The 20,208-nt window shown below is 64.8% G+C and carries 16 protein-coding genes and 1 tRNA gene; all 17 read left to right on the forward strand.

The annotated features are described in order from the left end of the window. A partial coding sequence (locus G3N99_RS09020; protein WP_241011549.1) for a DNA-3-methyladenine glycosylase occupies nt 1-697 on the forward strand: 697 nt, incomplete at its 5' end. Between the two features lie 103 nt (nt 698-800). Next, nucleotides 801-1,772, forward strand: coding sequence for an acetyl-CoA carboxylase carboxyltransferase subunit alpha (locus G3N99_RS09025; protein ID WP_174941915.1), 972 nt, complete (start codon nt 801-803; stop codon nt 1,770-1,772). Between the two features lie 46 nt (nt 1,773-1,818). Further along, nucleotides 1,819-3,237, forward strand: coding sequence for a tRNA lysidine(34) synthetase TilS (tilS, locus tag G3N99_RS09030; RefSeq protein ID WP_206122185.1), 1,419 nt, complete (start codon nt 1,819-1,821; stop codon nt 3,235-3,237). Nucleotides 3,238-3,579: 342 nt separating this feature from the next. Continuing rightward, a complete protein-coding gene (locus G3N99_RS09035; RefSeq protein ID WP_174941919.1) occupies nt 3,580-4,833 on the forward strand; it encodes an aspartate kinase in 1,254 nt (417 codons plus the stop codon). Nucleotides 4,834-4,943: 110 nt separating this feature from the next. Beyond that, a tRNA-Ser gene (locus G3N99_RS09040) sits at nt 4,944-5,037 on the forward strand. A 195-nt stretch (nt 5,038-5,232) separates the two neighbouring features. Beyond that, nucleotides 5,233-6,621 (forward strand): hypothetical protein, encoded by a 1,389-nt coding sequence (locus G3N99_RS09045; protein WP_206122186.1) that lies wholly within the window; start codon nt 5,233-5,235, stop codon nt 6,619-6,621. Between the two features lie 473 nt (nt 6,622-7,094). Further along, nucleotides 7,095-8,624, forward strand: coding sequence for an NADH-quinone oxidoreductase subunit M (locus G3N99_RS09050; RefSeq protein WP_206122187.1), 1,530 nt, complete (start codon nt 7,095-7,097; stop codon nt 8,622-8,624). A 275-nt stretch (nt 8,625-8,899) separates the two neighbouring features. Then, nucleotides 8,900-9,787: a ubiquinol oxidase subunit II gene (gene cyoA, locus G3N99_RS09055; protein WP_039342567.1), complete on the forward strand. Its 888-nt coding sequence runs from the start codon at nt 8,900-8,902 to the stop codon at nt 9,785-9,787. A 3-nt stretch (nt 9,788-9,790) separates the two neighbouring features. After that, the gene (cyoB, locus tag G3N99_RS09060) at nt 9,791-11,797 is read left to right on the forward strand and encodes a cytochrome o ubiquinol oxidase subunit I (protein WP_206122188.1); all 2,007 of its coding nucleotides are present in this window, start codon (nt 9,791-9,793) and stop codon (nt 11,795-11,797) included. Continuing rightward, a complete protein-coding gene (gene cyoC, locus G3N99_RS09065; RefSeq protein WP_011352505.1) occupies nt 11,797-12,405 on the forward strand; it encodes a cytochrome o ubiquinol oxidase subunit III in 609 nt (202 codons plus the stop codon). The genes cyoB and cyoC overlap by 1 nt, the downstream gene beginning before the upstream one ends. Then, on the forward strand, nt 12,406-12,738 hold the full coding sequence (gene cyoD, locus G3N99_RS09070) for a cytochrome o ubiquinol oxidase subunit IV (protein ID WP_174943381.1): 333 nt from the start codon (nt 12,406-12,408) through the stop codon (nt 12,736-12,738). Nucleotides 12,739-13,121: 383 nt separating this feature from the next. Further along, entirely contained in the window at nt 13,122-13,481 is a 360-nt protein-coding gene (locus tag G3N99_RS09075; protein WP_174954735.1) for a hypothetical protein, read from the forward strand. A gap of 142 nt (nt 13,482-13,623) precedes the next feature. Continuing rightward, nucleotides 13,624-15,495, forward strand: coding sequence for an extracellular solute-binding protein (locus G3N99_RS09080; RefSeq protein WP_206122189.1), 1,872 nt, complete (start codon nt 13,624-13,626; stop codon nt 15,493-15,495). 52 nt (nt 15,496-15,547) lie between these two features. Further along, the gene (locus G3N99_RS09085; protein WP_174941930.1) at nt 15,548-16,591 is read left to right on the forward strand and encodes an ABC transporter permease subunit; all 1,044 of its coding nucleotides are present in this window, start codon (nt 15,548-15,550) and stop codon (nt 16,589-16,591) included. A gap of 48 nt (nt 16,592-16,639) precedes the next feature. Beyond that, nucleotides 16,640-17,737: an ABC transporter permease gene (locus G3N99_RS09090; protein ID WP_011352500.1), complete on the forward strand. Its 1,098-nt coding sequence runs from the start codon at nt 16,640-16,642 to the stop codon at nt 17,735-17,737. Then, entirely contained in the window at nt 17,734-19,356 is a 1,623-nt protein-coding gene (locus tag G3N99_RS09095; protein WP_206122190.1) for a dipeptide ABC transporter ATP-binding protein, read from the forward strand. The genes G3N99_RS09090 and G3N99_RS09095 overlap by 4 nt, the downstream gene beginning before the upstream one ends. Nucleotides 19,357-19,484: 128 nt before the next feature. Continuing rightward, nucleotides 19,485-20,159 (forward strand): C40 family peptidase, encoded by a 675-nt coding sequence (locus G3N99_RS09100; protein ID WP_174986925.1) that lies wholly within the window; start codon nt 19,485-19,487, stop codon nt 20,157-20,159. The last annotated feature ends 49 nt before the right edge of the window (nt 20,160-20,208 follow it).

Consider the following 20,208-nt stretch of genomic DNA (forward strand, 5'->3'; position numbering starts at 1 on the left):
CCAGCCGGCGGCTGCGCTGCCGGCCGCCGACGCGGCCCGCAAGGCCCGCGCGTCTGAAGCGGACGGCGAGGAGGTCGTCGTGCGTCCTGCTTACTGGGACAAGGCATGCGCCGACCTCGTCAAGCGCGACCGGATCCTGAAGAAACTGATTCCGAAGTTCGGTCCCGCGCATCTCGTGAAGCGCGGCGACCCGTTCGTCACGCTCGCGCGCTCGGTCGTCGGCCAGCAGATTTCGGTGCCGTCGGCGCAGTCGCTGTGGGCGCGCATCGGGGATGCCTGTCCGAAACTCGCGCCGCAGCCGGTGATCCGGCTCGGCGCGGACAAGCTGATCGCGTGCGGGCTGTCGAAGCGCAAGACGGAATACATCCTCGATCTCGCGCAGCATTTCGTGTCGGGCGCGTTGCACGTCGACAAATGGACGTCGATGGACGACGAGGACGTGATCGCGGAACTCACGCAGATCCGCGGCATCAGCCGCTGGACGGCCGAGATGTTCCTGATCTTCAACCTGTCGCGGCCGGACGTCCTGCCGCTCGACGACCCGGGCCTGATCCGCGCGATCAGCGTCAATTACTTCAGCGGGGAACCCGTCACGCGCAGCGAGGCGCGCGAGGTTGCAGCCAACTGGGAGCCGTGGCGCACCGTCGCGACCTGGTACATGTGGCGCAGCCTCGATGCGCCCGACGCCGACGCCTGAGCGGCGGCTATCGGGTTTTAAACATCAATAGTTGAGAGCCGGTTTTGAGCGTCGCCCGCGCGGGTAGAATACGCGCTGCCGCAAGACCCAAGGATTCGAACACATGAAGACCACGTTTCTGGATTTCGAACAGCCGATCGCCGAACTCGAGGCCAAGATCGAAGAGCTGCGATTCGTGCAGGACGACTCGGCTGTCGACATTTCGGAAGAAATCGAGCGGCTGTCGAAGAAAAGCCAGCAACTGACGAAAGACCTCTACGCGAACCTGTCGCCGTGGCAGGTTTCGCAGATCGCGCGGCATCCGCAGCGTCCGTACACGCTCGATTACGTTTCAGAACTGTTTACCGATTTTCACGAGCTGCACGGCGACCGCGCATTCGCGGACGATGTGTCGATCGTCGGCGGCCTCGCGCGCTTCGGCGGCCATCCGTGCATGGTGATCGGTCATCAGAAGGGCCGTGACACGAAGGAGCGCGCCGCGCGCAACTTCGGGATGCCGCGTCCGGAAGGCTATCGCAAGGCCGAACGCCTGATGCGTCTCGCCGAGAAGTTCGGTCTGCCGATCTTCACGTTCGTCGACACGCCGGGCGCGTACCCGGGCATCGGCGCGGAAGAGCGCGGCCAGTCGGAGGCGATCGGCCGCAACCTGTACGTGATGGCCGAGCTGAAGACGCCGATCATCACGACGGTGATCGGCGAGGGCGGTTCGGGCGGCGCACTCGCGATCGCAGTGGCCGACACCGTGATGATGCTGCAATTCTCGACCTACTCGGTGATCTCGCCGGAAGGCTGCGCGTCGATCCTGTGGAAGAGCGCTGCGAAGGCACCGGAAGCAGCGGAAGCGTTGGGCCTGACCGCGCATCGCCTGAAGGCGCTCGGCCTGATCGACAAGATCATCAACGAGCCGCTCGGCGGCGCGCATCGCGATCCGAAGGGCATGGCTGCGCTGCTGCGCCGTGCGCTGGCCGATTCGCTGCGCCAGTTCCAGGGCATGAGCATCGATGCGCTGCGCGAGCGCCGCTTCGAGCGCCTGATGGCCTACGGCAAGTTCAAGGAAACCACGCCGGGCGCATGACCGGCTGCGTCCTCCATTCGCGCGCCGCTGCGCGCGCGTTCCGCTCGTGATTCCGCCATCCGAATTCTCCGCCGACCGTGTCGTTCTCGACGCGGTCGGCGTTGCGCTTTCCGGCATGCCGTCCGATGCACGCGTCGCGATCGCGTACAGCGGTGGCCTCGACTCGACGGTGCTGCTCGATGCAGCCGTGCGCGTCGCGGGCGCGTCGCGCTGCGTCGCGCTGCACGTGCATCACGGGCTGAGTGCGAATGCCGACGCGTGGGTTGCGCATGCCGAGGCGAGTGCGGCCCGGCTCGGTGTCGCATTCGAGTCGATGCGCGTCGACGTGCCGCGCGACAGCGGCCTCGGTGTCGAGGCGACGGCGCGCGAGCGACGCTATGCGGCGCTCGACGAGATGTGCGAACGCCACGGCGCGGCCACGCTGTGGCTCGCGCAGCATGCGGACGACCAGGCCGAGACCGTACTGCTGCAGTTGTTGCGCGGCGCGGGGATCGCGGGGCTTGCCGCGATGGCGCCGCGTTACCGCCCTGACGGCGCGAGCGTCGAACGTGTGCGCCCGCTGCTGCGACTGTTGCGTGCGCAACTCGAGCGCTATGCGACGCAGTACGAGCTGGCTTGGATCGACGACGAATCGAACAATGACACGCGCTACGCGCGCAATGCGTTGCGCATCGACGTGCTGCCGGCGCTGGCCGTGCATTTCCCGGGTTTTCGCGACGCACTGGGCCGCGCGGCCCAGCATGCGGCGGCCGCACAGCGACTGCTCGACGATCTGGCCGAGCTCGACTTCGCCGTTGCCACGCGCGATGACGGGCAGGCGCTGTCGCGCGACGCGCTGGTCGCGTTCGACGATACGCGCGGCGCGAACCTGCTGCGCTTCTGGATGCGCCGGCTCGGTCTGCCGGGTGCGTCGGCCGCCCGGCTCGCCAACATGATGCGGCAGTTGCGTGCCACGAATGTCGCGCATGCGCTGCGCGTCGATCACGCGGGGCAATGCCTGCGCCTTTATCGCGATGTCGTCTACTGGGAAGCGGGCGACAGCAGCGAACCGGCCGACGACGGCACCGGGAGCCCGCATCCGGAATCGATGCTGGCGTGGGACGGGCAGGAAGTCTGGCACCTGCCGGGTTGGCGCGGCACGTTCGTGTTCGCGCCGGCCGATGCGGGAAGCGCCGACGCGGTGCCGGAGGCGCTGCTGCGCGGCGCGCGGCTGGCGGCGCGTGCCCGTGCGGGCGGCGAGCGGATGCGCACGTCGCCGGGCGGCCCGGGCCGTACGCTGAAGAACCTGTTCCAGGAGCGCGGTGTACCCGCCTGGCAGCGCGACGTGCCGTTGCTGTTCGCCGGTGATTCGCTGATCTACGTGCCGCGCCTTGGCGTGAACCGCGATGTCGGCTCCGACGGTGGGGCGTCCGATGATGGCGCGTGGCGCCGGATCGAGTGGCGTCCGGACCTGCTGATCGCATGATGGCGGCAGGCTGACGACGGCGCGATGGCGCGCGCATTTTCACCATTTGGTAAACAGCGCCGGAACGGCCCCGGACGCCGCGAGCGGCTTGTCAAGCGGGCCTCTATCGGGTACGCTCGGACGTTTGCTCGGCTCGATTTTTGAGCGATTTGTGCAGGTTTTCCGCGTGACGTACCCGGTTTGCGCGGCCTGATCGGCCTTCCGGGCAAAATCCGTCACGCTTGCGTGTTGCGTCCCAGCCGTCCCCCTCGTCGTCCGTCCACAGCCACAAGCCGCGTGACCGAACGGCTACGCGGCCTGCCCAGCGCGCCCGTGCGGTTTCTCCTCCAGTTCAGAACGACAATGGCACTCATCGTACACAAATACGGCGGCACTTCGATGGGCTCGGTCGAGCGCATCAAGAACGTCGCGAAACGCGTCGCAAAATGGCATCAGGCCGGGCACCAGATGGTGGTCGTGCCTTCGGCGATGTCCGGCGAAACCAACCGTCTGCTCGGTCTTGCGAAAGAGATTTCGAGCCAGCCGAGCCCGCGCGAGCTCGACATGATCGCGTCGACCGGCGAGCAGGTCAGCGTCGGCCTGCTGTCGATCGCGCTGCAGGAAATCGGCGTCGAGGCCGTGAGCTACGCCGGCTGGCAAGTGCCGATCAAGACCGACAGCGCGTTTACGAAAGCGCGCATTCACTCGATCGATGACGAGCGCGTGAAGGCTGATCTGAATGCAGGCAAGGTCGTGATCATCACGGGCTTCCAGGGCGTCGATCCGGACGGCCACATCACGACGCTGGGCCGTGGCGGCTCGGATACGTCGGCGGTGGCGGTCGCGGCTGCGCTGGGTGCCGAAGAGTGCCTGATTTATACGGACGTCGACGGCGTCTACACGACCGATCCGCGCGTCGTCGAAGAGGCGCGACGCCTCGATCGCGTGACGTTCGAGGAAATGCTGGAAATGGCCAGCCTCGGCTCGAAGGTCCTGCAGATCCGCTCGGTCGAATTCGCCGGCAAATACCAGGTGAAGACGCGTGTGCTGTCGAGCCTGACCGATCCGCTGATTGCGCTCGACGAAGAAATGCGCTCGGGCACCCTGATTACTTTTGAAGAAGACGAGACCATGGAAAAGGCAGTCATTTCCGGCATCGCGTTCCAGCGCGACGAAGCACGCATTGCTGTGATGGGCGTGCCCGACAAGCCGGGCATCGCGTATCAGATCCTCGGCCCGGTCGCGGATGCGAACGTCGACGTCGACATGATCATCCAGAACCAGAGCGTCCAGGGCAAGACCGACTTCACGTTCACGGTCGGCCGTGGCGACTACCAGAAGGCGATGGACATCCTCACCAACCAGGTGAAGGGGCACGTGAGCGCCGAGTACGTGCAGGGCGACCCGAAGGTGTCGAAGGTGTCGGTCGTCGGCGTCGGCATGCGTTCGCACGTGGGCGTCGCGAGCAAGATGTTCCGCACGCTGTCGGAAGAGGGCATCAACATCCAGATGATCTCGACGTCCGAAATCAAGATTTCGGTGCTGATCGACGAGAAATACATGGAGCTGGCCGTCCGCGCGCTGCACAAGGCATTCGAACTCGACCAGGCATCGTGAATTTTTCGTGATGCGTTGAAGAAAATGCATCACGGAAATTGACGTACGGTTCGAAACCCTATACTATTTCGTTCTCGTCGCACTGCCTCCCTGGTGCGAGCGAAAGTTTGGGAGACGTGGCCGAGAGGTCGAAGGCACTCCCCTGCTAAGGGAGCATCTGGGCCAAAACCTGGATCGAGGGTTCGAATCCCTCCGTCTCCGCCAAAAGCGGTGACAAAGCCCCGCAAGTTCTCGGACTTGCGGGGCTTTTTCTTTTTCCGGCGCTATCGCGCGCCGGATGCGCGACGCGGCCGGATCCCATCCGTCCGTCGGGCGGGGTGGCCGGTCATGCAATGAGTACTCGACTTGCACGGCGATAGTGGGTTACATATCGCCTATCGTTCGTTGTGACTCGAGGTGATGCGCTTGGCCAGCCCGCATTCTGTTCTGACTGTCCTTTCTCATCGGCCTGTCGACGGGCTTGTCGACAACCACGCGCGCTATGCGCAGCTGCACGGCTACCGACACGTGACGGTCGACGGCATGCACGTGTATGGCGAGCGCCAGCCGGTCCTGCACAAATATCACGCGATCGTCGCGCAGCTCGTCGCGATGGAGCCGGGTGCATTGCTGCTCGTGCTCGATCCGTTCTCCGTCGTATTCGACCCGCAGGCGCTGCAGGATGTCGCACAGGGCTACGACGCGATCGTCACGACGCAGACGTCGAAGTCGGCGCTGCCCGCCGCGAGCGGCATGATCTTTCGCAACGTGCCTGGCGTGCGCGAGCAGTTGCGCAAGCTGGTGGTCGAACTGGGCAAATGGGCGATGTACCTTCCGGAGCGGCGGCACGCGTGCGAGGCGACGCTGCTGGCGGAGCACTTTTCGCCGCTGCCGTTCGACATGCCGCTCGCGAACGGTCATTTCGCATCGGTCCAGACGATCTGGAGCGACGGGCTCGCGATCGATTCGATCGCGGGTGCCCGGCCGCTCGTCGCGCACCAGGCGCCCGAGTGGCGGCAGGTGGATGGCGTCTGGGTGCCGGCTGCCGATTACGACTTCCGCTATGTGCAGGCGCTCGTCGACGATGCCGAGCGATACCAGCGCGGCGATCACCCGCACGCAATGGACGACTGGCGTGCCGCGCAGCAGAGAACGCGCGATGCGGAGCGGCATGTGAATCCGCAGGCGCGAATTGCGTTCGTGAGCCTGCATACGTCGCATATCGCGGGCTATGGCGATCTGCACGAGGAGAACTTCGTTCGATACTGTACGCGGCATGGTTACGCGTACCACGCGTATCGCGAACCGCCCGCATTTCTGCCGGACGGAATCGATGCGAACTGGGCGAAGCTGCATCTGATTCGCGAACATCTGCCGCATCACGCGTTCGTGTTCTGGGTCGATGCTGACATCCTGGCGATCGATCAGAGTCGGCCAGTCGACGACACGATCGACGGCCGCGACTTCGTGATCGGTACCGATCACACGGCATGGGCGATCAACTCGTGCATGATCGGCGTGCGCAACGTGGCGCCGATGCGCGAACTCGTCGAGCGCATGTGCGTGCGCATCGAAGGTTTCGGCGATCGTTCGTCGGTCTACGCGAGCGGCGGCGATCAACAGGCGATCTTTGTGGAGCTGCTGGAGTCCGGCATGATCGATGCGCGCCATATCGTCGATGCGATGACGCTCGCGTCGTCGCCGGTCTATGCCACGCGCGACAGCCGCTTCGTCCATTTTCCCGCGCAACACGGCCACTATCGCGCGGTGACGATGCGCATATGGGATCGTCTGAGTCATCAGCGATAGCGGGCGCCGGCATGAAGGGCGAGGGGAGCGGCCATTCGCTCGACCTGCACTGCGCAAAGCAGAATGAAATAAAAATGAAAGAATCGATGTAAGAATCGAAGGGCGTGCACGCGCTGCATTGCCACGCGCCAATCGGCTTGGTTAGACCCTCAGGATTGGCCTGCCGGCGTCAAAAATGCGGCACTGCGTCGATTTTCACGATCGGCCTGATCGGGCAATACAAAAAATTACTCATAAAAATCAGCGTCATAGGATGACGGCGAAAATCAATGCTCTGCTGCGCTGCAGAAAATAATCAATCGCCTTATGCTGGTTAACCCGATCGCGTTTGAGCGGCGTCAAGTTTTCCGGTGATGCCGCTTTACATTTTGCCAACACTGGCGATTCACGAAATCTATCTGTCGATTTGATTTCGTTCCTTTCGTCTCGCCTGTCCCCGATGCAGTGCGCGACTTCATCAAGGCCTTGTTGACATGCATGATTTCCCCTTCCTGAGCCTGGCCATCTGGGCTCCGATCCTGTTCGGCGCGTGCCTGCTGCGCGCCGGTTCCGACCATCATCCACGCCGTACACGGCTGATCGCGCTCGTCGGCGCGCTGGTGGGGCTTGCGGCGGTCGTGCCGCTGGTTGCCGGCTTCGGTGCACACTCGGCTGCGATGCAGTTCGTCGAAAGCCGCAACTGGCTGGCCGCATTCAATTCCGGATGGCGGGTCGGCATCGACGGCGCGTCGCTGTGGCTCGTCGTGCTGACCGCGTTCACGACGCTCGTGGTGGTGGTGGCGTCGTGGGAATCGGTCACGGTGCGCGTCGCGCAGTACTACGCGTCGTTCCTGATCCTGTCAGGGCTGATGGTCGGCGTGTTCGTCGCACAGGACGGGCTGCTGTTCTTCATCTTCTTCGAGGCAACGCTGATCCCGCTGTATTTGCTGATCGGCACGTGGGGGCGCGAGCGTCGCGTGTACGCGGCCGTGAAGTTCTTCTTCATTTCGTTCGCCGGCTCGCTGTTGCTGCTGATGGCGATGCTGTACCTGTACGCGCAGTCGCATACGTTCGACATGGCCGTATGGCGCACGCTGCAGCTCGGCTTCGCGCCGCAGTTGCTGGTGTTCCTCGGCTTCTTCGCCGCATTCGCGGTCAAGGTGCCGATGTGGCCGGTCCACACGTGGCTGAGCGACGTCTACACCGACGGCCCGACCGGCGCCGCGCTGATGCTCGCGATGCTCAAGCTCGGCGGCTACGGGTTCCTGCGCTTCGCGCTGCCGGTCACGCCCGATGCAAGCCACTTCTTCGCGCCGGCCGTGATCGCGTTGTCGCTGTTCGCGATCGTCTATGCGAGCCTGATCGCGCTTGCGCAGACCGATCTCGGCAAGCTGCTCGCGTATTCGACGGTCGCGCACATGGGGATCGTCACGCTCGGGCTGTTCCTGTTCAACCGGATCGGCGTCGAAGGCGCGATCGTGCAGCTCGTGTCGTATGGCTTCGTCGCGGGCGCGATGCTGTTGTGCGTGAACGTGCTCGTCGATCGCACGAAGCAGCGCGAGATTGCCGCGTACGGCGGCGTGGCGGGCGTGATGCCGCGTTTCGCGACCTTCACGGTGCTGTTCGCGATGGCCAACGTCGGCCTGCCGGGCACGTCGGGGTTCGTCGGCGAGTTCATGGTCATCATGGGCGCGATCCGCTTCAACTTCTGGATCGGCGCCATCGCGGCGCTGACGCTGATCCTCAGCGCGTCGTACACGCTGTGGATGCTCAAGCGCGTCGTGTTCGGCAAGGTCAAGACCCCGCTGATCGGCAAGCTCGCCGACCTGAACCGTCGCGAGATCGTGATGTTCGCGTCGCTCGCGCTGGTCGTGGTGATGGTCGGCGTCTATCCGAAGCCGTTCACCGACGCGATCGATCCGACCGTCGGACGGTTGATCGAAGACGCGAGTCATTCGAAGCTGCCGACCGGGGACGGCCCTGCGCAGCCGCAGCCGTCGTACATGGCATCGACGCGCGGCTGATCGCGACACGTCGCGCGAGCGGGACGCATCGCACGGCGGTGCGGTCGTTGCACACACATCGATCCGATCGCGGTCCGGCGCAGGCAGCGCCGGGCCGGCCTTCGGCTGCGTGAAATTGCCCCGCGACAATCTGTCTCACAGCAGATTCTGCAATGATGATTTTCCGCATTAGCTGGTTTTTCATCGCACTCGCGCGACGTATGATTCGGCCACTTTCGTGGATCGAATGCGCATCGGGCATACGCAAACGGATTCAATGACCCTCGGGCTGTGTGATGAAAAGAAAAGCTTCAAAAGGCGGAGTGGCGCTGATGTCGATCGGCGCGGCTTTGAGCCTGTCAGGCTGTAATTTAGATGTACTAAATCCGAAAGGAAGCGTAGGTGCTGCCGAAAAGGCGCTGATCGCGACGTCCACCTGGGCGATGCTGATCGTCGTCGTGCCGGTGATCCTGCTCACGCTGTGGTTCGCGTGGCGTTACCGCGCATCGAACCGCAACGCCACCTACGCGCCGAACTGGTCGCACTCGACCGCGATCGAGGTCGTGATCTGGACGGTGCCGACGCTGATCATCCTGTTCCTAGGCGTGCTCACGTGGAAGACCACGCACGAGCTCGACCCGTACAAGCCGCTGGAGTCGTCGGTGAAGCCGATCGATGTCGAGGTCGTCGCACTCGACTGGAAGTGGCTGTTCATCTATCCGGAACTCGGCATCGCGTCGGTGAACCAGCTCGCGATTCCGGTCGGCACGCCGGTGAACTTCCGCATCACGTCGGATTCGGTGATGAACTCGTTCTTCATCCCGCAGCTCGGCGGCCAGGTGTACGCGATGGCCGGCATGCAGACGCGCCTGCACCTGATCGCCGACGAGCCCGGCAACTATGCGGGCACGTCCGCCAACTTCAGCGGCCGCGGCTTCTCCGACATGAAGTTCCGCACGCTCGCCGAGCCGCGCGAACAGTTCGATGCATGGGTGCAGAAGGTGAAGGCGTCGCCGGACCGGCTCGACGCGACCGTGTACGGCACCGTCGCGCAGCCGAGCGAGAAGGCGCCCGTGCGCTACTTCTCGTCGGTCGATCCGCGGCTCTTCCACAACATCATCGCGAAATACAACGATGGCCACGTCCTCGACCTGAAGGACGCCGCCTGCGGCACGAAGGGGTAACGCATGTTCGGCAAACTCACACTCTCGGCGATCCCGTTCGATCAGCCCATCATCATGGGGGCCGGTGCCTTCATGGGGCTGGTCGTGCTGGGCATTCTCGCCGCGCTGACGATCTCCGGCCGGTGGAAATGGCTGTGGACGCAATGGCTGACCACGGTCGACCACAAGAAACTCGGCGTGATGTACATCATCGTCGCGCTGATCATGCTGCTGCGCGGCTTCGCGGACGCGATCATGATGCGCATGCAGCTCGCGCTCTCGTACAACGGGCCCGGCTACCTGCCGCCGCACCACTATGACCAGGTCTTCACGGCACACGGCGTGATCATGATCTTCTTCATGGCGATGGTGTTCATGGTCGGCCTGATGAACCTGATCGTGCCGCTGCAGATCGGTGCGCGTGACGTCGCATTCCCGTTCATCAACTCGCTGTCGTTCTGGATGACGGCGGTCAGCGCGATCCTGATCAACGTCTCGCTCGTGATCGGCGAATTCGCGCAGACGGGCTGGCTCGCGTATCCGCCGCTGTCGGAGCTGCAGTTCAGTCCGGGGGTAGGGGTCGACTACTACCTGTGGGCGCTGCAGATCTCGGGCGTCGGCACGCTGCTGACGGGCGTGAACTTCTTCGTGACGATCATCAAGATGCGCGCGCCGGGCATGACGCTGATGAAGATGCCGGTGTTCACGTGGACCGCGCTCTGCACGAACGTGCTGATCATGGCGTCGTTCCCGATCCTGACCGCGACGCTCGCGCTGCTCGGCCTCGACCGTTACCTCGGCATGCACTTCTTCACGAACGAAGCCGGCGGCAACGCGATGCTGTACCTGAACCTGATCTGGGCATGGGGTCACCCGGAGGTGTACATCCTGATCCTGCCGGCGTTCGGCATTTTCTCGGAAGTCATCTCGACGTTCGCGAAGAAGCCGCTGTTCGGCTACAGGACGATGGTGTACGCGACCTGCGCGATCATGGTGCTGTCGTTCCTCGTGTGGCTGCACCACTTCTTCACGATGGGCTCGGGTGCGAACGTGAACGCGTTCTTCGGCATCATGACGATGATCATCGCGATCCCGACCGGCGTGAAGGTGTTCAACTGGCTGTTCACGATGTATCGCGGCCGGATCGAATTCACTACGCCCGTGCTGTGGACGATCGGCTTCATGGTCACGTTCACGCTCGGCGGCATGACCGGCGTGATGATGGCGATTCCGGGCGCGGACTTCGTGCTGCACAACAGCCTGTTCCTGATCGCGCACTTCCACAACGTGATCATCGGCGGCGTGCTGTTCGGCTATCTCGCCGGCTTCAACTACTGGTTCCCGAAGGCGTTCGGCTTCAAGCTGAACGAGAAGCTCGGCAAGGCGGCGTTCTGGTTCTGGCAGATCGGCTTCTACGTTGCATTCGTGCCGCTCTACGTGCTCGGCTTCATGGGCATGACGCGCCGGATCAACCATTACGACAACCCGGCCTGGCATCCGTGGCTGCTGGTCGCCGCATTCGGCGCCGTGCTGATCGCGATCGGCATCGCATGCCAGCTGCTGCAGCTGGTGGTCAGCATCCGCAACCGCAACCTGCCCGAGTACCGCGACACGACGGGCGATCCGTGGGGGGGCCGCACGCTGGAATGGGCGACCTCGTCGCCGCCGGCCGACTACAACTTCGCGGTGATCCCGCAAGTGCGCACGCTCGACGCGTATGCGGACATGAAGGCACGCGGTGAAGGCCGGCCGAACCCGGCAGCGATTCGCGACATTCACATGCCGTCGAATACCTGCGCGGGCCTCGTGATCGCGATCTTCGGCCTGGTGCTCGGCTTCGCGCTGGTATGGCACATCTGGTGGATGGCGATCGGCGGGCTCGTCGGGATCGTCGCGACGCTCGTGATCTACAGCTCGCGCGATAACGACGGCTATTACATCCCCGCGTCGACGGTGCGGAAGATCGAAGACAAGCAGCCGACGCAGCGCGTGGCCGCGCGCGTCGACGACGTGGAACTGGAGGCCAACTGATGTTGCAGAAAACCTTGAGCGCAACCCTGCTCGAGCACGACGACCATCCGCCGTCGCATTCGGTGTTCGGGTTCTGGCTGTACCTGATGACCGACTGCGTGATCTTTGCGGCGCTGTTCGCGACGTTCGCGGTGCTCGGCCAGCAGCATGCGGGCGGGCCGACCGCGAAAGACCTGTTCGACATTCCGGGCGTCGCGGTGGAAACCGCCGCGCTGCTGCTGTCGAGCATCACGTACGGTTTCGCGATGCTCGCTGCGTACAAGCAGCGGCGCGGCGCGCTGCTCGCGTGGCTCGCGGTGACGTTCGTGCTCGGCGCGGCGTTCCTCGTGATGGAACTGCGCGAGTTCTCGCACCTGATCGCGGAGGGCGCCGGCCCGCAGCGCAGCGCGTTCCTGTCGGCGTTCTTCACGCTGGTCGGCACGCACGGGCTGCACGTGACGGCCGGCCTGCTGTGGATGATCGTGCTCGCCGGGCAGATCGTGTTCCGCGGCGGCGACCTGACCGATCGCGACCTGCGACGCCTGACGTGCCTGAGCCTCTTCTGGCACTTCCTCGACATCGTGTGGATCTGCGTGTTTTCCTTTGTCTATCTCGCGAGCGTGATCTAAATGGCCCATTCGCATTCGTCTCAACTCGAAGAAGGGCACGGCAGTGTCGGCGGCTACGTCGCCGGTTTCATCCTGTCGGTGCTGCTCACGGCCGCATCGTTCGGCCTCGTGATGGGCGGCGTGCTGTCGCCGCACGCGTCGCTGATCGCGCTTGCCGTGCTCGCGTTCGTGCAGATCATCGTGCACCTCGTGTACTTCCTGCACATGAACGGCTCGTCGGGCCAGCGCTGGAACGTGATGGCGTTCAGCTACACGGTGCTGACCGCGGCGATCCTGATCGTCGGCACGCTGTGGGTGATGCACAACGTCAGCATGAACATGATGTCGCGCTGAGCGGCATTGCGGCGCGGGGGCGCCAACCGGAAAAGCGGCACGCGAGTGCCGCTTTTTTTTCGTCCGCAAGACGGGCACGATCAGGGCGCGCGGCGCACGCAGGCGGGGGGAAACCGGCGAGCGAAAGGGGGATGGGGCGCTGCACACGCAGTATGATTCGGCGCTTGGTGCATGTCGCCGTTCCAGATGCGGACGATGGGTAAGGGCGCGGGCGTGGGCAGAAAGATGCCGGCATGCCGCATTCAGGCCGTCGATTGTTACAAGACGTTAGCGCAAGCTTCCCGTTGCGATGCCGCGCATCAGTTCTTACAAAGTGGAAATATGCGGGACCGGCGCTTGCCGTTATAGTCGAATCACACATGACACAACCAGAAGAGGAATCCATGAAGACCTTGCGTGTTGCCTCGCTCTTGACCGGTATGACGGCCTTGCTCGTGTCGGGCGCAGCAATGGCGGGAGTCAATGTCGGGATCAATCTCGGCGTTCCGGCGCCGGTATACGTCGCGCCCGCACCCGTGTATGCGCCGCCGCCTCCGCCGCCGGTCGTCTATCAGCCTGCGCCGGTCTACGCACCGGCCCCTGTCTACGCGCCGGGACCGACCATCGTGATCGGCTGGCATGGCGACCGCTACTGGGACGGCCGTCGCTACTGGGGCCGTGACGAGTGGTACCGCCATCACGGCCGCGGCTGGGGCGGCGATCGTGGCCACTGGGACAACGGCCGCCACAACGGCTGGCACTGATCGACAAGGCGCGCCTGCCTGATGCGCGCCCCCCGATCCACTCGTGAAGAAACCGCCCGCGTGGCGGTTTTCTTTTGGCTCGCCGGCTTGAATGGGTAGAATCGTCCCTCGTTACTACCCTCATTCGACCGACAGGGCCTCTATGACGAAGGGTTCGCCCCGGGCCGGCGGTGCGCGCGTCCGCCGCGCCGTACGGGCTGCCGGCCGCACGGCCGCGGTGTTCGTGGCGCAAGCGGTGCTGGCCGCGACCGCTGCGCACGCGGTCTACGCCATTGCGCAGTACGGCGAGCCGAAGTATCCGCCGGGCTTCAAGCATTTCGACTACGTCAACCCCGACGCGCCGAAGGGCGGCACGCTGGTGCTCGCGAACCCGAACCGGCTGACGTCGTTCGACAAGTTCAACCCGTTCACGATGCGCGGCAATCCCGCGCCGGGCATCGACATGCTGTTCGAGAGCCTCGCGACCGGCAGTTCGGATGAACCGGCATCCGCATACGGGCTGCTCGCCGACGACATCGACATCGCGCCGGACCGCCGTTCGGTCACGTTCCACCTGAATCCGCGCGCACGCTTCTCGAACGGCGATCGCGTCACCGCCGACGACGTCAAGTTCTCGTTCGACACGCTGAAGAGCAAGCAGGCCGCGCCGCAGTTCGGCGCATATTTCGCGGAGATCGCGAAGACCGTGGTCGTCGATCCGGCTACCGTGCGCTTCGAGTTCCGCAGCGCGAACCGCGAACTGCCGCTGATCGCCGGCGGCGTGCCGGTGTTTTCTCGCAAGTGGGGAGTGCGTGCGGACGGCTCGCGCATCCCGTTCGACCAGCTCGCGTTCGAGCAGCCGATCGGCAGCGGTCCGTACCTGATCGACCATTACGACAACGGCCGGACGATCACTTACCGGCGCAACCCGGCGTACTGGGGCGCCGACCTGCCTGTGCGGGTCGGCACCAACAACTTCGAGCGGATCGTCTACAAGCTCTATGGCGACGGCGTCGCGCGGCTCGAGGCGTTCAAGGCCGGCGAATACGACGTGCTCGTCGAGTACATCGCGCGCAACTGGACGCGCCGCGACGTCGGCAAGCGTTTCGACAGCGGTGAGCTCGTCAAGCGCGAATTCCGCCAGCACAACGGCGCCGGCATGCAGGGCTTCTTCATGAACCTGCGCCGGCCGCTGTTTCGCGACGTGCGCGTGCGCCAGGCGCTCGATCTGGCGTTCGACTTCGAATGGCTGAACCGGCAGCTGTTCTACAGCGCCTACACGCGTATGGACAGCTACTTCGCCGACACCGACCTGCAGGCGACCGGTACGCCCGGCCCCGGCGAGCTGAAGCTGCTGGAGCCGCTGCGCGCGCAGCTCGACCCGGCCGTGTTCGGCCCGATGGTCACGCAGCCGAACACGAACCCGCCGGGCTCGCTGCGCGCGAACCTGCTGAAGGCGCGCGCGCTGCTCGCGCAGGCTGGCTGGACCTATCGCGACGGCGCGCTGCGCAACGCGAAGGGCGAGCCGTTCACGTTCGAGATCCTCGACGATTCCGGCGCGTCGATGGAAGGAATCGTGGCGGCGTACCAGCGCAACCTGGCGAAGCTCGGCATCGATGCGCGTTTTCGCACGGCCGATTACGCGCTGCTGCAGAAGCGTCTCGACGCGTTCGACTACGACATGACGACGATCCGCTTGCCGGGCGTGCAGGTGCCGGGTGCCGAGCAATATTCGCGTTACGCCAGCAAGTTCGCCGACGAGCCGGGCTCCGACAACTTCATCGGACTGAAATCGCCGGCTGTCGACGCGCTGCTGCATGCACTCGGCACCGCACAGACGCGCGACGACCTGCTCGACGCGACGCACGCGCTCGACCGCGTGCTGATGCACGGCTACTACGCGGTCCCGCAGTGGTACAGCACGACGCACCGGGTCGCGTACAAGCGCACGCTTGCCTACCCGCAGACGCTGCCGCTGTACTATTCGGCCGAGGGCTGGGTCGTGTCGACCTGGTGGGCGAAGCCCGATCACTGAGCCACGCCGCCCCTCCGTCCAACCCCGCCTACCGATCGCGAGTCGACGCCCTATGTGGAGCTACATCCTCAAACGCCTGCTGCTGATGATCCCGACGCTCATCGGCGTGCTGACCCTCACGTTCGCGGTGATCCAGTTCGTGCCGGGCGGCCCGGTCGAACAGGCCGTGCAAGAATTGCGCAAGGGTGCGACGGAGCAGGGTGCGGTGCCGTTCGGGATGCGTGCGCACACCGGCGTCGACGCGCAGCAGCTCGCGCAGCTCAAGGCGCTGTACGGTTTCGACAAGCCGCCGCTCGAACGCTACTGGCTGATGCTCAAGCGCTTCGCACGGTTCGACCTCGGCGACAGCTACTTCCGCCACCAGAGCGTGTGGTCGCTGGTCGTGCAGAAGCTGCCCGTGTCGATCAGCATCGGGCTGTGGACATTCTTCCTCACGTACCTCATATCGGTGCCGCTCGGCATCGCGAAGGCGGTGCGCAACGGCTCGCCGTTCGACGTCGCGACGAGCCTCGTCGTGCTCGTCGGCTATGCGATTCCGGGCTTCGTGCTCGGCGTGCTGCTGCTCGTGCTGTTCGGTGGCGGCTCGTTCTGGCAGCTGTTCCCGCTGCGCGGGCTCACGTCGGACAACTTCGCGCAGTTGTCGCTCGTCGGCAAGGTGCTCGACTACCTGTGGCATATCGCACTGCCGATCACGGCGTCGGTGGTCGGCAGCTTTGCGGTCATCACGATGCTGACGAAGAATGCGTTCCTCGACCAGATCCGCCGGCAATACGTGCTGACCGCGCGGGCGAAGGGGCTCTCCGAGCGCAGCGTGCTGTGGAAGCACGTTTTCCGCAACGCGATGCTGCCGCTGATCGTCGGCTTCCCGGCTGCGTTCATCGGCGCGTTCTTCACGGGCAGCCTGCTGATCGAGACGCTGTTCTCGCTCGACGGCCTCGGGCTGCTGTCGTACGAATCGGTCGTGCGGCGCGACTATCCGGTCGTGCTCGGCACGCTGTACCTGTTCACGCTGATCGGCCTCGCGACCAAGCTGATCTCCGATCTCTGCTATGTGTGGGTCGATCCGCGCATTCAATTCGACACCCTGGAGCGCTGACATGAAACCGTCCGTCTGCATGCCCGGCGTCACCGGGCGAGGTGCGCGATGAACCGGGCCGTCGTGTCATCCCGCATCGATGCGGCGCGCGCCCGCGTGTCGCCGTCGCCCGCGCGCCGCGTATGGCAGCGCTTCAGGCAGCAGCGTCTCGGCTACTGGAGCTTCGTGATCTTTTTCGTGGCCTTCGCCGCGAGCGTGGCCGCGCCGCTGTGGTCGAACGACAAGCCGCTCGTCGTGCGTTACGACGGCCAGTACTATTTCCCGTTGTTCCATGCGTATCCGGAGACAACCTTCGGCGGGGATTTCCCGACGCCGGCCGATTATCTCGATCCTTATGTGCGCAAGCGGCTGGAGGCGCCCGGCAACTTCGTCGTCTACCCGCCGAACCGTTACTACTACGACACGTTGAACTACTTCTCGAACGTGCCGAACCCCGCGCCGCCGTCGCGCGCGAACTGGCTCGGCACCGACGCGCAGGGGCGCGACCTGCTGGCGCGGCTGGTGTATGGGTTCCGCGTGTCGGTCGAGTTCGGGCTGATCCTGACCGTGATCGGCACGCTGCTCGGGATCGCCGCGGGCGCCGTGCAGGGCTTCTTCGGCGGGCGCATCGACATCGTCGGGCAGCGGCTGATCGAGATCTGGAGCTCGCTGCCCGAGCTGTACCTGCTGATCATCTTCGCGTCGATCTTCGAGCCGAGCTTCCTGCTGCTGATCGTGCTGCTGTCGCTGTTCGGCTGGATCGGGCTGGCCGACTACGTGCGTGCGGAATTCCTGCGCAACCGTACGCAGGACTACGTGCGCGCGGCGCGCGCGATGGGGCTCACGAACTGGCAGATCATCTGGCGCCATGTGCTGCCGAACAGTCTCACGCCGGTGATCACGTTCCTGCCGTTCCGGATGAGCGGCTCGATCCTCGCGCTCACGAGCCTCGATTTCCTCGGGCTCGGCGTGCCGCCGCCGACCCCGAGCCTCGGCGAGCTGCTCGCGCAGGGCAAGGGCAACCTCGACGCCTGGTGGATCTCGCTGTCGACCTTCGGCGTGCTGGTTGCGACGCTGCTGCTGCTGACCTTCATGGGCGATGCGCTGCGCAATGCGCTCGACACGCGGATCGCCGATTCGGTGCGCGCGGCGGGAGGCCAGCGATGAGCGAACCGGTCGTATCGACGCAGCAAGCGCCGCTGCTGGCGCTCGAGCATCTGCACGTGCGTTTCGGCGACACGGTCGCGGTGGACGACGTGACGCTCGCGATCGGCCGCGGCGAGCGTGTCGCGTTGGTCGGCGAGTCGGGTTCGGGCAAGAGCGTGACCGCGCTGTCGATCCTGCGGTTGCTGCGCGATGCCGACGTGAGCGGTGCGATCCGCTTCGCGGGGCAGGACCTGGTGGCGAAGAGCGAGCGCGAGATGCGCGGGCTGCGCGGCTCGGACATCGCGATGATCTTCCAGGAGCCGATGACCGCGCTCAACCCGCTGTATACGATCGGCGTGCAGATCGGCGAGACGATCGTGCTGCACGATGGCGTATCGGCGGTCGAGGCGCGCAAGCGCGCGATCGCGTTGCTTGCGCGCACCGGCATCGCGGAGCCGGAGAAGCGCGTCGACAGCTATCCGCACCAGTTGTCGGGCGGCCAGCGCCAGCGCGCGATGATCGCGATGGCGCTCGCCTGCCGGCCGCGCCTGTTGCTGGCCGACGAGCCGACCACCGCGCTCGACGTGACGATCCGCGCGCAGATCGTCGATCTGCTGCTGGAACTGCAGCGCGAGGAAGCGGAAAAGCGCGGGATGGCGATCCTGCTGATCACGCACGACTTGAATCTCGTGCGGCACTTCGCGGACCGCGTCGCGGTGATGGAGCACGGTCGGCTCGTCGAAAGCGGGCCCGTCGAGCGGATCTTCGCGGACCCCGAGCATCCGTACACGCAGCGGCTGTTGAACAGCCGGCCGCAACGCGCGGTCACGCCGGTGATGCCGATTGCGCCCGTCGTACTCGACGCGCACCACGTGAGCGTCCAGTTCGCGCGCAAGCGCCCGGGCATCGCGGGCTGGTTCGGCTCGGTGCCGGTGACGGCCGTCGCGGACGTGTCGGTGTCGGTGCGGCAGGGCGAGACGCTCGGCATCGTCGGCGAATCGGGGTCGGGAAAGTCGACGCTCGCGATGGCGCTGCTCGGCCTGCAGAAGACGGCCGGCGGCACGATCGAATTCCAGGGGCGCGCGCTGTCGACCTATCGCGGCCGCGAACAGACGGCGCTGCGCTCGAACATGCAGGTCGTCTTTCAGGATCCGTTCAGTTCGCTTTCACCGCGTCACACGATCGAGCGGATCGTCGGCGAGGGGCTCGAGCTGCATCGCCCGGACATGACGCCCGACGCGCGGCGTGCGAAGTCGCTCGCGGTGCTGCGCGAAGTCGGTCTCGACCGCACGGTGCTGCACCGCTATCCGCACGAATTTTCGGGCGGGCAGCGCCAGCGGATCGCGATCGCGCGGGCGCTGGTGCTGGAGCCGCGCATCCTGATCCTCGACGAGCCGACGTCTGCGCTCGACGTATCGATCCAGCAGCAGGTGCTGAAACTGCTCGCGAATTTGCAACAGAAATACAACCTCGGCTACGTATTCATCAGCCACGACCTGGAGGTGATCGGGGCGATGGCGCACCGCGTCGCGGTGATGCAGGACGGGGCTGTCGTCGAGTCGGGAGAGGTGGCCGACATCTTCACAAGACCGTCACATCCTTACACACAAAAGCTGTTGAAAGCGGTCTGGAAAGCGTGATAGGCCGCCAATGGTCTGACCATCTCGATTGTATTTATTAATTTGTTTTGACAAACGATTACGCGCTGGCTAGTATCGACCGAAATTTTCCGCCAATCAGCTGATTTTTAAGCAAATTCCATCGACCAATGCAGCATCGATCCCTGACCCAGGCATGCGCGCGCACCATCGCCGGGCTGTTCATCGGCGCCCTGTTTGCAGCAGCTCCCGGCGCGTTCGCCGACGAAGTCAGCAGTTTTAACCAGAATGTCACGAATTCGACGCAGAGCGCGTCGAATTCCTCCCTCCAGCAGACCAGCGCACAGCCGTCGAGCGGCGGCGCGAAGTCGTTCCTCGCGGGCATGGCCGGCAAGGCAGGCGACGTGGTCGTCGGCGCGCTGAACATGATCGGCGTGCGCTATCGCTGGGGCGGCAACTCGCCGGATTCGGGCCTCGACTGCAGCGGCTTCGTGCGCTACGTGTTCCAGGACACGCTGGGCATGTCGCTGCCGCGCCGTGCGGAAGAGATGAGCCGCGTCGGCGAGAAGGTGAGCATGAGCAACCTCAAGCCGGGCGACCTCGTGTTCTTCAACACGATGCGCCGCACGTTCTCGCACGTCGGCATCTACATCGGCGACAACAAGTTCGTGCACTCGCCGTCGACGGGCAGCACCATTCGCGTCGACGATCTCGACAGCGGCTACTGGGAAAAGCGGTTCACCGGCGCGCGCCGGCTGGAATCGGAGTTCCCGATGAAGCCGGAAGACCTGCGTCAGCGCGTGCGCGCGACGATCGGCGACGATTCGGCGAACGGCAACAACTGACGTTCGACAGCCAGTCCGGCCGGATCGAAAAAAACCCTGTCACCGAAAG

The organism is Burkholderia sp. Ac-20392, from assembly GCF_017104585.1.
GTDB classification, from domain to species: domain Bacteria; phylum Pseudomonadota; class Gammaproteobacteria; order Burkholderiales; family Burkholderiaceae; genus Burkholderia; species Burkholderia lata.

Bases quoted from the DNA above. Each gene is read 5' to 3' on its own strand.
- G3N99_RS09025 (WP_174941915.1), top strand. From the start codon at position 801: ATGAAGACCACGTTTCTGGATTTCGAACAGCCGATCGCCGAACTCGAG.
- G3N99_RS09035 (WP_174941919.1), top strand. From the start codon at position 3,580: ATGGCACTCATCGTACACAAATACGGCGGCACTTCGATGGGCTCGGTC.
- G3N99_RS09045 (WP_206122186.1), top strand. From the start codon at position 5,233: ATGCGCTTGGCCAGCCCGCATTCTGTTCTGACTGTCCTTTCTCATCGG.
- G3N99_RS09050 (WP_206122187.1), top strand. From the start codon at position 7,095: ATGCATGATTTCCCCTTCCTGAGCCTGGCCATCTGGGCTCCGATCCTG.
- cyoA (WP_039342567.1), top strand. From the start codon at position 8,900: ATGAAAAGAAAAGCTTCAAAAGGCGGAGTGGCGCTGATGTCGATCGGC.
- cyoB (WP_206122188.1), top strand. From the start codon at position 9,791: ATGTTCGGCAAACTCACACTCTCGGCGATCCCGTTCGATCAGCCCATC.
- cyoC (WP_011352505.1), top strand. From the start codon at position 11,797: ATGTTGCAGAAAACCTTGAGCGCAACCCTGCTCGAGCACGACGACCAT.
- cyoD (WP_174943381.1), top strand. From the start codon at position 12,406: ATGGCCCATTCGCATTCGTCTCAACTCGAAGAAGGGCACGGCAGTGTC.
- G3N99_RS09075 (WP_174954735.1), top strand. From the start codon at position 13,122: ATGAAGACCTTGCGTGTTGCCTCGCTCTTGACCGGTATGACGGCCTTG.
- G3N99_RS09080 (WP_206122189.1), top strand. From the start codon at position 13,624: ATGACGAAGGGTTCGCCCCGGGCCGGCGGTGCGCGCGTCCGCCGCGCC.
- G3N99_RS09085 (WP_174941930.1), top strand. From the start codon at position 15,548: ATGTGGAGCTACATCCTCAAACGCCTGCTGCTGATGATCCCGACGCTC.
- G3N99_RS09090 (WP_011352500.1), top strand. From the start codon at position 16,640: ATGAACCGGGCCGTCGTGTCATCCCGCATCGATGCGGCGCGCGCCCGC.
- G3N99_RS09095 (WP_206122190.1), top strand. From the start codon at position 17,734: ATGAGCGAACCGGTCGTATCGACGCAGCAAGCGCCGCTGCTGGCGCTC.
- G3N99_RS09100 (WP_174986925.1), top strand. From the start codon at position 19,485: ATGCAGCATCGATCCCTGACCCAGGCATGCGCGCGCACCATCGCCGGG.